Genomic DNA, 12,227 nt, shown 5'->3' with positions numbered 1-12,227 from the left:
CCGGTAGTGGTCGGCGAGCTCGAAGATGTGGCCGCCGTTTGCTGCCGTGTAATGGGCGGGCCCCGGCTCCGTGGGTGTGTGTCCGCCGTACCCGAGCGCGGTGACGGTTCCCCGGGCGGTGGTGTCACCGATGGTGTGGAAGTGCGTGGCGCCCAGGATGTGGCGAACGGCCGGCTCGGGCCCCGGACGGGCGTGAGCACATCAAGGATCTCGGCATGGCCGGGCAGCCTGCGGCCGCTCAGTTCGTACAGGGAGCCTGTACCAGGAGTGGCTGAACCGCTTCGGCATCCGCCTCCTCCTGCCCCACGCCACCAGCCAGAACGACGAGGTCATGGCCGCCGTCCACGCGGTGAAGGCCGGCACCCGTGACGCCAGGACGACCGCGCTGCTGGCCCGAGCCGCCCAACGGCTGACCGAGCAGGGCGCGCAAGCGGTCATCGCCGGCTGCACGGAAATCCCCCTCGGCCTGTCGGCCGAGGCCGTGAAGGTCCCGCTCATCGACCCGGCGCTCGTTCTGGCCCAGGCCCTGATCCGCCGGGCCGGAGCTGAAGGCAGAATCGAACAGGTCGGATGAAGGGCGATGTACTGTACGCAATATGTCACTCGACAGCCCTGTCTCCCGCCGCCTCCTCAGTGACGAGGTCTTCCACCGCCTGCGCGACTCCATCGTGCGCGGGGAACTCGCCCCCGGCCTGAAGGTCAAGGACAGTGAGCTCGCCGAGCGTCTCGGCCTCAGCCGCACCCCCGTGCGCGAGGCACTCGCCCGGCTCGCCGACATCGGCCTGGTCGAAGCCAAGCCCGGCGTCTACACCCGCGTCACCACCCTCAACCGGCGCGACGTCGAGAAGACCCTCGCCGTCCTGCGCTCCCTCGACCAACTCGCCATCGAGACGGCCGTGCCGGTCATGACCGAGCAGGACCTGCACCGCATGCGCGAGGCCAACCGCGACTTCGAACGGGCCGTCGCAGCGAACGACACCGACGCCGCCCGCGCCGCCGCCGAACTCTCCGGACAGCACTGGTCCGAACTCGGCGGCCACATCAACCAGCTCTTCGACACCAACCAGTTCGCGGAGGCGGCCGCCGGCTAGGGGGCTGCCGCGAAGCCGTCCCGCTCACCCCTCGCCGAGCAGATGTCAGGGCCGGTGTGCGACGACCAGCCAGGCGCGGGAGTCGAACCACACGCCGTCGCCGGTGTCATGCGCGTCCAACGTCGTGTGCAGCCGGTCGAGTGCGCGCCCGGTGGACGCGGAATCCGGATCGGCGACCAGTTCCTTCGCCATTCCCAACTGGAGTAGGGCAGCGCGCGCGTGGTCGGCGTCCGGGCCGTAGTAGACGGGCTCGCGTACGTCGGCGACATCCACGGCGGTGAAGCCGGCCGCGGTCAGGACGTCGACCACGACGTGCGGATCGGCCAGTGCGAAGGCGTCGGCGGCCGTGGAGACCGACGTCGTCGGCGCGGGCTCGGGAGCGATCGCCGCTCGGATCGCGGTGTGCCACTCCTGACGGTCGGCGGCCTGCCAGACGAGTTGTACGAAGCGTGCGCCCGGACGCAGGGCCCGCCCGATGTTGGTGAACGCGGCGACCGGGTCGGAGAAGAACATCGTGCCGAACCGACTGGTGCCCAGACTGAAATGCTCCGACTGGAAGGCATGGGCCTGGGCGTCGGCCTCCACGAAGGCGACATTGCCAAGACCTTCGGTCGCGGCCTTCCGGCGGGCCTGCGCCAGCATCGGGACCGAGACGTCGATGCCGAGCGCGGTGCCCGGCGCCGCGGCCCGCGCCGCGTCCCGGGTGGTCTTGCCGGTGCCGCAGCCGATGTCGAGGACTCGATCGCCGGGTCGGACGTCGAGGGCCTCGCACAGCCGCTCGTGATACCGGGCGAGCTCCGAGTCGTAGTCGAACAAGGCGACCGTCTCCTCACGTCGCGGGACCGTCGCGGAGCACTCCCCGCACGGTGTCGAGCGGTATACCCGGGTCGAGGTCCGGCAGCCACCACGTCGCGCCGGCTCTCGCGTACGGTTCGGGATCGACGCCGGGCGGCAGCGCGACGGCGATGTCGTACGAGGCCATCTCACCATGGCGCAGTTCGGTGAGGATGCCGACGACCTCGGCGAGTTGGTCGGGGTGTTCGAGGTTGGCCGGGAAGAAGCCATCGAGCCGTGCGGCGCGGCGGATCGGCTTGACGTTGCCCGGGAATCCGGCGGCCCACACCGGCACACCCGGCCGCTGAACCGGCCGCGGGAGGAAGGTGATGTCGTCGACGGTGTAGTGCTCGCCGCGATGGCGCACCGGCTCGCCCGACCAGGCGGCGGCCAGGATCTCCAAGGACTCGTCGAGCATGCGCCCGCGCCGCCGGTCGTCCAACTGCTCGCCGGTCCTGGACAGTTCGCCGGCGAACCGGTCGCTGCCGAGGCCAACGCCGAGGGTGAGGCGGCCGTCGCTGAGCCGGTCCAGCGTCGCGGTCTCCCGCGCGACCTTGGCCGGCCGTCGGCGGGGGAGCACCGACATCATCGGGCCGAGCCGGAGCCGTTCGGTCGCGGTCGCGATCGCCGCCAGCGTGATCCAGGGGTCGGCGACCTGCTGGACCGGCTCCCGCCAGCACAGCTGATCCCACACGAAGCAGCCGTCCCATCCGGCTTCCTCCGCTTCGGCGGCGAGCCGCGCGACCGCCCGTGGGTCGGCGAGGTCGTCGAAGAGCGGCAGCCACAGTGCCGAGCGCAGCCGGGTCATGAGCGAGTTCCTTCCGTGTGCAGCACCAGAGCCGACACGAAGTCGTCCCACACGGCCCTCGGCAGGTCGTGTCCGGCCCCCTTGAGGACGAGCAGCTCCGCCCCGGGGATCGCGTCGCGCAGCGCCTCGCCGTGCGGCAGCGGCAGCAGCGGGTCGTGGTCGCCGTGGACCACGAGCGTCGGCGCCACGATGTCGCCGAAGCCGCCGCGCGCCGGCTCGTCGAACTCGATGGCGTAGTGGTTGGCCAGAGTCGACGCGTAGTTCTTGGCGCGCGCCACGTCACGTTCGGCCAGCGTCCGGATCGCGGGCTCGTCGAAGTACGGCGAGCCACCGGCGTACGCCTTCGCGCCGGCGACCACGTAGTCGACGACCGCGGCCCTGTCGGAGACGTCAGGCTCGGCCGCCATGGCCAGATCGCTCGACGGCGGCGGCAGGCCGTCGGCACCGGTCGAGGTCGAGACGAACGTCAGGGACGCGACCCGATCGGGATGGTCCACACCGACGATGAGCCCGAGCCCGCCGAACATCGACTGACAGACCACATGGGCGCGCTCGATGCCCAACGCGTCCTGGATGCCGAGCAGATCGAGGGTCAGGTCCGTGAGGGAGTAGGAGGGCTGTCCCGGCGGGTAGGTGGTCGACCGGCCGGTGTCCCGCTGGTCGTAGCGGACCACGAACCGGCCGCGGGCGGCGATCTGTTCGCACAGGTCGGTGTCCCACCACAGCATCGAGGCGGCCGACCCGGCGACCAGCACGATCGCCGGGGCCGCGGGGTCGCCGAAGGTCTCCGCACACAGCTCGACGCCGTTGATCTTGAGCAGTTGCTCGCCGTGCGATGGGTGTGAGGTCATGTCCGGAACGCTAGAGCCCCGGAGTCATGGTGAAAAGCGATGATTTCCGATCGACTCGATCGCCTGCGGCAATGGACGTGGCTACGCTGGAGCGTGTGAGCAACGTCGAACTGCGCCATCTGGCGGCGATGGCCGCCATCGCCGAGGAGGGCTCCTTCGGACGGGCGGCCGCCCGGCTCGGGTACACCCAGTCGACGGTGAGCCAGCAGATCGCCGCGTTGGAGCGGGCCGTCGGCGGTCCGGTGTTCGACCGGCCGGGTGGCCCGAAGGCGGTGCGGCTCACCCCGCTCGGCTCCGTGGTCCTGGACCAGGGTCGCGCGCTGCTGGCGAAGGCGCAGGCCCTGACCGACGCCGTGGACCGGTTCAAGGCGGGAGACGGCCGGATCGACATCGGCACGTTCCAGAGCGTGTCCAACGTGATCCTGCCGTCGGTCGTCCGCCGACTGCGCGGCGAACACCCCGGCTGCGACATCAGGTTGTTCGAGGAGGAGCCGGAGCAGCCCCGGATCGGTGACCTCGACCTGCTCTTCTACGACGGCCGCATCGACGGTGACGTCGAGCACCGCAAGCTGCTCGACGACCCGTACCTGCTGGTGGCGGGGGCCGGCACCTTCCCCGACGGCCCGGTCCCGCTGGAGCGGCTCGACGGCGCGCCGATGGTGGCCTGGCCGCTGATCTGCGACCAGCCCGTGATGGAACAGGCCATCGCCCGCGGTGGCGCCCGTCCGCAGATCGTGTTCCGCAGCGCGGTCAACGACACCCTGCTGTCGATGGTGCGGGCCGGCCTGGGATCGGCGGTGCTGCCCTGGCTCGCCATCCACGGCGCCGGCATCCCGCCCGACGGCAGGCTCAGCATCCACGAGCTACGGCCGTCCCTGCCGCCCCGGGAGATCTACCTGCACTGGCAGGCCGGACGTATCCAGTCACCCCTCGCGGGCCGGGCCGTCGAGATCGCCGTAGAGGTCGCGGCCGAACTCGCGCCGCCGTCGGCCGGCATCGGAGCCTGATCCGTCAGCCACGCAGGAGGGCGTTGAGCCGGGCGGCCTGGCGTGTCAGATGCTGGCGTTCGGCGAGGGAGGGCGCCTTCTGGGCCGCCTCGGCGTACAGCCGGGCCGCCGTCGCCAGATCGCCGTCGCGCTCGTGGAGGTGCGCCGCCACCGCGGTGTGCCGGGGCAGGGAGGTGTCCAGTTCGGCGAGTGCCGCCAGACCGGCGCGCGGTCCGTCGGCCTCGCCGACGGCCACCGCGCGGTTGAGCCGCACGACGGGGTTGTCGGTCAGGCGCCCGAGCTCGTCGTACCACTCGACGATCTGCACCCAGTCGGTCTCCTCGGCGGCGGGCGCGTCCGCGTGGAGCGCGGCGATGGCGGCCTGGGCCTGGAACTCCCCCAGGCGGTCGCGGGCCAGGGCGGCCTGAAGGATCGCGACGCCCTCGGCGATCATGCGGGTGTCCCACCGGCCGCGGTCCTGCTCGGCGAGGGGCACCAGACTGCCGTCGGGCGCCGTCCGGCCGGCGCGCCGGGCGTGGTGGAGCAGCATGAGGGCGAGCAGCCCGGCCACCTCGGGATGGTCGATGGCGGCCGCGAGCTGCCGGGTGAGCCGGATGGCCTCGGCGGCGAGGTCCACGTCGCCGGAGTAGCCCTCGTTGAAGACCAGGTAGAGGACGCGCAGCACCGTGGCGACATCACCGGGCTGGTCGAACCGCACGCCGGAGACGGTCCGCTTGGCCCGGCTGATGCGCTGCGCCATGGTCGCCTCGGGCACCAGGTAGGCCTGGGCGATCTGGCGGGTGGTCAGTCCGCCGACGGCGCGCAGCGTGAGCGCGACCGCCGACGACGGCGTCAGCGACGGGTGGGCGCACAGGAAGTACAGCTGGAGCGTGTCGTCCGCCGCGGGCGCGGGCCCGGGCTCCGGTTCCTCCTCGACGAGGTTCTCGCGCCGGCGGCGGGCGGTCTCCGACCGTGCCTGGTCGAGGAACTTGCGCCAGGCCGCGGTGACCAGCCAGCCCTTCGCGTCCCGCGGCGGATCGGCCGGCCAGACGCGGACCGCCTCCACCAGCGCGTCCTGGACGGCGTCCTCGGCCGCGGCGAAGTCGGCTCCGCGGCGGACGAGGACGGCGAGCACGCCCGGTGTGAGGCTGCGCAGCAAAGCCTCGTCCATGGATGGGGTCACTCCGTCACACAGGACTGCTCGGAGTAGAACGGGCGCAGTTCGAGCCACTCGTGGATCGGCTTGCCGCCTGCCCCGGGGGCGGCCGACAGTTCCCCGGCCAGCTCGACGGCACGCTCGTAACTGTCGACGTCGATCACCATCCAGCCGGCGATGAGGTCCTTGGTCTCGGCGAACGGGCCGTCGGTGACCGGCGGGCGCCCCTCCCCGTCGTACCGGACGAACGCCCCCTCGGGAGCGATCGCCTGCTCGTCGATGTACTCGCCGGTCTCCTTCAGCCGGGCCGCGAAGTCGCGCATGTACTGCACGTGCGCCGAGATCTCCTCCGGCGTCCACTGCTCCATCGGCGCGTCGTTGACCGGAGCCGGAGCGCCGCGGTAGTGCTTGAGCAGCAGGTACTTGGCCATCGTTGTTCTCCTCGGTGCTGGTGTGACCCATTGTGGTCACTGCACCCCGGGGACGGAGCCGGTCATGGATATTCGACATCGCCGTCCGGATCTCTGTCCGAGTTCTTTCGGCCGGGGTGTCACATCGCGGCGATGCCCTCCATGCCGGACTCGGCGAAGACGGGCAGACCCTCGACGGTGGTGATCTTGGTGAGGGATCCGTTCCGCTCGACGCGGAAGCCGTCGACCGTGCCGGAGACGGCGTTCTGGACGTAGACGAACTTCTCGTCCTTGGTCACGGCGATGTCGATGACACCCTGCGACTTCGCGGAGGGCGGTGTGGCGACGCCCACCTCATTGGTCAGGGCGAGCTTTCCCCGCTTGTCCATGCGGTACCCGGTGACGGTCGAGTTGCCGGTGTTGCCGCCGTAGAAGAAGTCGCCCGAGCGTGCCAGCCAGCACAGGACCTCCTGGCCGCTGGCGAGTGGCTTCTGAAGGACCTTCAGCCTGCCGTCGTGGCCGACCCGGTACGTGGTCACCGTGGACTTCTCGGCCTCGGCGACCAGCATCCTGCTGCCGGACCGGTCGAAGCTGACGGCGAACGGCACGTTGCCGGCGGACTTGTTGACGACCGGCTCGGCGACGGCGGGCAGGCCGTTCCGCTTGAGCGGGAAGACCTGGATCGTGTTGTTTCCCTTGGTGGTGACCACCATGCTGCGGCCGTCCGGGGTGATCTCGACCTCGCCGGGCGAGGTGTCGAACCGGGGTACGTCCTCGTTGGCCAGCCCCAGGGAGCGGAAGGATCCCGGTATCGGCACGAGCCCCTTCGCGGTGATCCGGAAGCCCTGGACGCTGCCCTCGCCGCCCGCGTTCATGACGTAGGCCAGCTTGCCCCGCACCGCGATGCTGGACGGGAACTCGCCGCCGGTGTGCATGACTTGACGGCCCTTCAGCTTCGTCCCCTGGACGCGGAAGGAGGTGAGCGTGCCGCTGCCCGCGTTGACGGCCAGCAGGGTTTTGGAGGTGTCGTCGTAGACGAGGGAGTCCTGTGAGGCGAGGGAGTCCGTGGGAGCGTCGACCTGGTCGCCTCCCTTGCCGCCCGTCGCGTAGGTGCCCGCGGCCTTCAACCTGCCCTGCCCGTCCCGCGCGAAGACGTGAACGGTGTTGCCGCCCAGCTCGTTGCCCTGCACGAAGACCGCGCGACCGGTTTCCGCCCGGGACGTCCCGTACTGGTTCGCCGAGGCGAGGGAGACGGCCACGGTGGCCGCCGCGACGGTGGCGAGCGCGCTCGCGCCGATCACGATCCGCCGCGTCCTCGACCTCGCCCGGTGACCGCGGTGGCTGCTGGTCTTCGGGCTGTGGCGGCGCTCGCCGTGCTCGTCGTGCATGTTCACGTCCCGCTCCTTCGTTCCTCATGGCGCTGATACGTCCGCGTAGGTGTCCGTGGACGTGACCAGAGTGGCCAGGGGGAGTGGTGCGGTGGGTGGGGAACGTGCGCCGCGTCAGACTCTCGTAAGCAATGGCCGGTCGGCGAAACCGCGGTCAGTGGCCGCCGGTGAGTTCGCCGCTGAGCGTCTTGTGGATCCGGGCGCTGGCCTCGTTCAGCCCGGTGATCTCGACGGTCTTGCCGCGCTGGGCGTACTTGGTCTCGATGGCGTCCAGGGCGGCGACGGAGGAGGCGTCCCAGACATGCGCGGCGGACAGGTCGATGACGACCTTGTCGGCCTCGGTGGCGTAGTCGAACTGGCCGACCAGGTCGTTGGAGGAGGCGAAGAACAGCTCGCCGGTCACCCGGTAGACCACAGTGGCCTCGTCGGGGTCGGTGAGGGCGCTCACCTCGGCGAGATGGGCGACGCGCTTGGCGAAGATGACCATGGCGGTGATCGAGCCCACGACGACGCCGACGGCGAGGTTGTGGGTGGCCACGACACACACGACGGTGACCACCATGACGGTGATCTCCCCGGCCGGCATCCGCTTGAGCGTCTTCGGGGCGATGGAGTGCCAGTCGAAGGTGGCCACCGACACCATGACCATCACCGCGACCAGCGCGGCCATGGGGATGTCGGAGACGACCGGCCCGAAGACGATGCACAGCACCATCAACAAGGCGCCGGCCAGGAAGGTCGACAGCCGGGTGCGGGCACCGGACACCCGTACGTTGATCATCGTCTGGCCGATCATCGCGCAGCCGCCCATGCCGCCGAAGAAGCCGGTGACGATGTTGGCGACGCCCTGTCCGACGGACTCGCGGGTCTTGGAGGAGTGGGTGTCGGTGATGTCGTCGACCAGCTTGGCGGTCATCAGCGACTCCATCAGGCCGACCAGCGCCATGGCGAGCGCGTACGGGGCGACGGTCGTCAGTGTGTCGAGGGTGAACGGCACGTCCGGCAGCCCCGGCACGGGGAGGGAGGACGGCAGGGCGCCCTTGTCGCCCACGGTCGGCACCGCGATGCCGGCCGCGATGGTGATGACGGTGAGGATGACGATGGACACCAGGGGCGCCGGGACGACGGTGGTGATCCTGGGGAAGAACACCATCAGCGCCAGCCCGGCGGCGATCAGCGGGTAGACGGGCCAGGGTACGTCCGTCATCTCCGGCACCTGCGCCATGAAGATGAGGATCGCGAGGGAGTTGACGAAGCCGACCATCACGCTGCGCGGCACGAACCGCATCAGCTTGGCGACACCGAGCGCGCCGAGGACGATCTGGAAGACGCCGGCCAGGATGACGGCCGCGACGAGGTAGCCGAAGCCGTGCTCACGATTGAGCGGGGCGATGACCAGGGCGACGGCACCGGTGGCCGCCGAGATCATGGCCGGCCGGCCGCCGACGATCGCGATGGTCACGGCCATGGTGAAGGAGGCGAACAGGCCGACCGCCGGGTCGACGCCGGCGATGATCGAGAACGAGATCGCTTCCGGGATCAGCGCCAGCGCGACCACGAGACCTGCCAGCACCTCGGTGCGCAGCACCTTCGGGTCGGACAGCCAGGACGGACGTCGGGAGCCGCGCAGCCAGGTGGCCGGGGACAGTGCGGAGGAGGACAAGAGACGAGGAACCTGTCGTGCTCGGGCACACCCGGCATCACGGCGGGCGCGCGAAAGGCGTAGAGGCGTGGAAAGCCAGGTCGGCCGGCGACGAACGGCCGTGGGCGGCGGACCGACGTCAGCAGACAGCAGCCGGGCAACCGCTGAGGGAAGCGGGTGTCGCTCGGAGGCAAAGGGTCACGGCGGGCAGGCGGCGGCGCCGGGCATCACGGACATGCGCACGCTCTCTCCTGCGGACGACGGTCTTCGCCGGGGGCTTCGTCGGCCCCGACACGGCTGACGGTCACGGGACGACATCCCGCGCCGTGGCAACGGACACGGCAGGCGGCCGACCCGACACCGAGGCGACTCTACCCTAACGTTAGAGTAGAGATCGGCGTCGGCGGTCCTCGACCGCGGCCAGGGACGAGGAGGACACCCCCGCGTGAGCAGCGAGCACATGCAGATCGGCGAGGTCGCCGCACGGACCGAGCTGTCGTTGCGGACCATCCGGCACTACGAGGACGCCGGCCTCGTCGTTCCCTCCGCCCGCTCCCAGGGCGGCTTCCGCCTCTACACCGAGTCCGATGTCGCCCGCCTGATGGTCATCCGCCGTATGAAGCCGCTCGGCTTCACCCTGGACGAGATGCGCGCGTTGCTGGAGGCCACCGACCGCCTCGATGCCGGTGAGGAACTGCCGTCCGAGGAGCGTGAAGCACTGCTGGAGCGGATCCGCGGCTTCGAGCACGCCACCCGGCAGCGGGTCGAGGACCTGCGCACCCAGATGTCCCGGGCGGAGGAGTTCGCGGCCACTCTGGCGCGGCGGCTCACGTCGACTCCCACGGTCTGAAACGGCCGCCCGAAGCGGCCCTGTAGGGTCGGAAGGCATGACAGCAGAGTCGCCGGCACAGATCGTCCAGAGCTTGTTCCCTCTGCTCGCCGAGGGGAAGACCCGGGAGGCGGCGGCCCTGTTCGCGGATTCCGTGTCGTTCTCGATCCCGCACCCGCCGGGCATCCCATGGATACCGGAGGTCGACTCGGCGGAGGGCATGCGGACCTTCTTCGAACTGCTGCGGACCCATGTGCAGTCCAAGGAGTTCGACCTCCGCCAGGTCATCGCCGACGGCGACGACGTGGTGCTCATCGGGCGCCTGGTCTCCGAGGTCAGGAAGACGGGCCGGGACATCGACACGGCGTTCGCCCTGCACGCCACGGTCGAGGGCGGGCGCATCACCCGCTACCACCTCTACGAGGACAGTTACGCCGTCGCCAAGGCCTACTTCGACGAGTGACCGTCATCGGTTGATCGGTCGGGCCGAGTGCGTGGCCCGGAGCGCCGTGGGACGGCGGCCGCGACCCGACGGTCAACGACCGGCTGTGAGCAAGCCGTTCAGGACGGGAAGGACGCTTCGCAGGTCGCCGTCGTCCACCGCGACGGTCGCCGCCGCCCGCGCTCCCGCCGTGGGGTTGAACGCCACGCTCAACCCCACGGCCGCGAACAGGGACAGGTCGGAACGGCTGTCCCCGACCGCGCCGCACGAGCGGAGATCCAGGCCCAGTTCTCGCGCCTGGACGAGGGCGAAGTCCCGTTTGTCGTGCTCGTCGAAGTGGCGGGCGACCTCGCCCGTGAACCGGCCCTCAGCAGTGGCCAGTTGGGGCCCGCAGGACGTGTGGAAGCCGAAGCGGCCGGTCAGGTAGCCGCCGACCGGCGACCAGGCGAGGGTCGCCAGCACGGGCGCCAAGCCGTTCCGCCGGCACCAGTCCACGGTTTCCTGGATGCCCGTGACCAGGGGCAGCCCGTCGAGCCATCCGGAGATCTGGTCCTCGGAGACTCCCGCCCAGCCCGCGGCATCCAGTTCGGAGACCTGCCGGTTGTCCATGGCTCCGGCGGCATAGGCGTCCTCGGCCTTCGCCAACTCCTCCCGATGGCCGAGGAAACCGGCCAGGAAGAGCGACGTACTAGTACCCGGCACGAGAGTGCCGTCGACATCGAAGAAGACGGCGCCCGCAGGAGTGGATGAGGACACCGCCCCAGCATGCCACCGGAGCGCGGGGCCCCGGCACGGCCCGGCAGGACGGGTGTCATGCGGGTATCAGTCGACGGCGTTCATGAACTCCAGCATGCGGCGGTTGACCTCCTCCGCGTGGTCGATCCACGGTCCGTGGCCGGTGCTGGGGATGATCTCCGCCCGGGCGCCGGCTATCAGACGGGGCACGCGCTCCACCTGACGCTGTGGGTGGACGAGCAGGCTGCGCTTGCCGAGGACCAGGTAGACAGGGGTGCGGACGGTGGACAGTTCGGCCTCGGACAGGGGGAGGGGTGACGGACGGCGTATGCGGTAGGCGCGGACGGCCGTCCTGATCATGGTGCGCAGCTCCGGCATGACGAGGACCGGCTGCTCCAGCCAGGCCGCCAGCCTGGGGCGGAGGGCCTTGGGGGCGAAGGTCGCGAAGAGGCCGGCGAAGAGCCAGACGAAGAAGCGCAGTCCCACCTTCTCCAGGCCGCCGGGGTCGAGGAGGGTGACCGAGGCGAGGCGGCCGGGCCTCAGATGCGCCTGGTTCAGGGCGAGCCAGCCGCCGTAGGAGGCGCCCACGAGATGGACCCGGTCGAGACCGAGTGCGTCGAGCGTCTCGTCCAACCACTGGGCGGCGCGCTCGGGTTGGTGGATGGGTTTGCGCTGCACACTGCGGCCGGGGTCGCCCAGGGTGTCGATCGCGTAGACGGGCCGCTCGGCGCTGAGGTCCGGGGTGTTGGGGTACCACATGGCGGAGCAGGAACCCGCTCCGTGCACCAGGGCGACGGGGGTGCGCGATCGGGCGGCCGGGTCCGCGGGGCCGTAGCGATAGACGTGGGTGGTGCCGAAGGACGTCTCCACGTCCTCTTCCGCCAGCGCGGTGGCCCCCAGTGCGTAGAGCGTGTCGCAGGCGGCGAAGTAGCGCTCGCGCCAGGCGTCGCTGACATAGCGGCCGACATCGGCCTGGGTGCGGATTGCAGCGGTGTCGGGCACGGCCACCTCCGGGGTAGTCGGTCTTCGTGATACGACCGTACCACGACGGTGGT

At 70.7% G+C, this 12,227-nt stretch carries 14 protein-coding genes; 5 read left to right on the top strand and 9 right to left on the bottom strand.

Annotation, left to right across the window (positions count from 1 at the left end; translation table 11 throughout):
• Positions 1-256 precede the first annotated feature (256 nt).
• Positions 257-574, top strand: coding sequence for an aspartate/glutamate racemase family protein (locus SLINC_RS05755; RefSeq protein ID WP_079164427.1), 318 nt, complete (start codon positions 257-259; stop codon positions 572-574).
• Between the two features lie 22 nt (positions 575-596).
• Entirely contained in the window at positions 597-1,091 is a 495-nt protein-coding gene (locus tag SLINC_RS05750) for a GntR family transcriptional regulator (protein ID WP_067427573.1), read from the top strand.
• A gap of 45 nt (positions 1,092-1,136) precedes the next feature.
• On the opposite strand, the gene SLINC_RS05745 is transcribed toward SLINC_RS05750, so the two are convergent.
• Genes SLINC_RS05745 through SLINC_RS05735 form a run of 3 tightly spaced genes read right to left on the bottom strand, consistent with a single transcriptional unit; the run spans position 1,137 to position 3,584 of the window.
• Positions 1,137-1,907 carry a class I SAM-dependent methyltransferase gene (locus tag SLINC_RS05745; RefSeq protein WP_067427571.1) on the bottom strand — a complete coding sequence of 257 codons (771 nt, stop codon included), beginning with the start codon at positions 1,905-1,907 and terminating at the stop codon, positions 1,137-1,139.
• Positions 1,908-1,920: 13 nt separating this feature from the next.
• Positions 1,921-2,733 (bottom strand): LLM class flavin-dependent oxidoreductase, encoded by an 813-nt coding sequence (locus SLINC_RS05740; protein ID WP_067427569.1) that lies wholly within the window; start codon positions 2,731-2,733, stop codon positions 1,921-1,923.
• Positions 2,730-3,584, bottom strand: coding sequence for an alpha/beta fold hydrolase (locus SLINC_RS05735; protein ID WP_067427567.1), 855 nt, complete (start codon positions 3,582-3,584; stop codon positions 2,730-2,732). Before SLINC_RS05735 ends, SLINC_RS05740 begins: the two co-directional genes overlap by 4 nt.
• Positions 3,585-3,679: 95 nt before the next feature.
• Here SLINC_RS05735 and SLINC_RS05730 point away from each other — a divergent pair, with 95 nt between their 5' ends.
• A complete protein-coding gene (locus SLINC_RS05730; RefSeq protein WP_225988256.1) occupies positions 3,680-4,591 on the top strand; it encodes a LysR family transcriptional regulator in 912 nt (303 codons plus the stop codon).
• A gap of 4 nt (positions 4,592-4,595) precedes the next feature.
• Here the strand turns inward: SLINC_RS05730 and SLINC_RS05725 are convergent, their stop codons facing one another.
• The 4 genes from SLINC_RS05725 to SLINC_RS05710 form a co-directional block, all read right to left on the bottom strand.
• Positions 4,596-5,741, bottom strand: coding sequence for an RNA polymerase sigma factor (locus tag SLINC_RS05725; protein ID WP_067427562.1), 1,146 nt, complete (start codon positions 5,739-5,741; stop codon positions 4,596-4,598).
• 8 nt (positions 5,742-5,749) lie between these two features.
• Positions 5,750-6,157, bottom strand: a complete 408-nt coding sequence (locus SLINC_RS05720; protein ID WP_067427560.1) for a YciI family protein — start codon at positions 6,155-6,157, stop codon at positions 5,750-5,752.
• A gap of 119 nt (positions 6,158-6,276) precedes the next feature.
• On the bottom strand, positions 6,277-7,524 hold the full coding sequence (locus SLINC_RS05715; protein ID WP_107406793.1) for a lactonase family protein: 1,248 nt from the start codon (positions 7,522-7,524) through the stop codon (positions 6,277-6,279).
• Between the two features lie 154 nt (positions 7,525-7,678).
• The gene (locus SLINC_RS05710) at positions 7,679-9,187 is read right to left on the bottom strand and encodes a SulP family inorganic anion transporter (protein WP_067427558.1); all 1,509 of its coding nucleotides are present in this window, start codon (positions 9,185-9,187) and stop codon (positions 7,679-7,681) included.
• A 424-nt stretch (positions 9,188-9,611) separates the two neighbouring features.
• Between SLINC_RS05710 and SLINC_RS05705 the strand changes: the two genes are divergently transcribed.
• Positions 9,612-10,016: a MerR family transcriptional regulator gene (locus tag SLINC_RS05705; RefSeq protein ID WP_067427556.1), complete on the top strand. Its 405-nt coding sequence runs from the start codon at positions 9,612-9,614 to the stop codon at positions 10,014-10,016.
• A 37-nt stretch (positions 10,017-10,053) separates the two neighbouring features.
• Complete coding sequence (locus SLINC_RS05700) at positions 10,054-10,458, top strand: nuclear transport factor 2 family protein (protein WP_067427554.1); 405 nt, start codon at positions 10,054-10,056, stop codon at positions 10,456-10,458.
• A gap of 72 nt (positions 10,459-10,530) precedes the next feature.
• Here SLINC_RS05700 and SLINC_RS05695 read toward each other — a convergent pair whose 3' ends face one another.
• Entirely contained in the window at positions 10,531-11,193 is a 663-nt protein-coding gene (locus SLINC_RS05695; protein WP_067427552.1) for an HAD family hydrolase, read from the bottom strand.
• A gap of 66 nt (positions 11,194-11,259) precedes the next feature.
• A complete protein-coding gene (locus tag SLINC_RS05690; protein WP_079164425.1) occupies positions 11,260-12,174 on the bottom strand; it encodes an alpha/beta fold hydrolase in 915 nt (304 codons plus the stop codon).
• Positions 12,175-12,227 lie beyond the last annotated feature (53 nt).

The sequence above is a fragment of the Streptomyces lincolnensis genome, assembly GCF_001685355.1.
Lineage (GTDB): Bacteria > Actinomycetota > Actinomycetes > Streptomycetales > Streptomycetaceae > Streptomyces > Streptomyces lincolnensis.
Note: the sequence above shows the minus strand (reverse complement) of the source record. Positions and strands in the feature narration are given on the sequence as shown.

Coding starts and splice junctions, on each gene's coding strand:
- SLINC_RS05720 (WP_067427560.1), bottom strand. CDS start 6,157: ATGGCCAAGTACCTGCTGCTCAAGCACTACCGCGGCGCTCCGGCTCCG.
- SLINC_RS05750 (WP_067427573.1), top strand. CDS start 597: ATGTCACTCGACAGCCCTGTCTCCCGCCGCCTCCTCAGTGACGAGGTC.
- SLINC_RS05700 (WP_067427554.1), top strand. CDS start 10,054: ATGACAGCAGAGTCGCCGGCACAGATCGTCCAGAGCTTGTTCCCTCTG.
- SLINC_RS05715 (WP_107406793.1), bottom strand. CDS start 7,524: ATGCACGACGAGCACGGCGAGCGCCGCCACAGCCCGAAGACCAGCAGC.
- SLINC_RS05725 (WP_067427562.1), bottom strand. CDS start 5,741: ATGGACGAGGCTTTGCTGCGCAGCCTCACACCGGGCGTGCTCGCCGTC.
- SLINC_RS05735 (WP_067427567.1), bottom strand. CDS start 3,584: ATGACCTCACACCCATCGCACGGCGAGCAACTGCTCAAGATCAACGGC.
- SLINC_RS05740 (WP_067427569.1), bottom strand. CDS start 2,733: ATGACCCGGCTGCGCTCGGCACTGTGGCTGCCGCTCTTCGACGACCTC.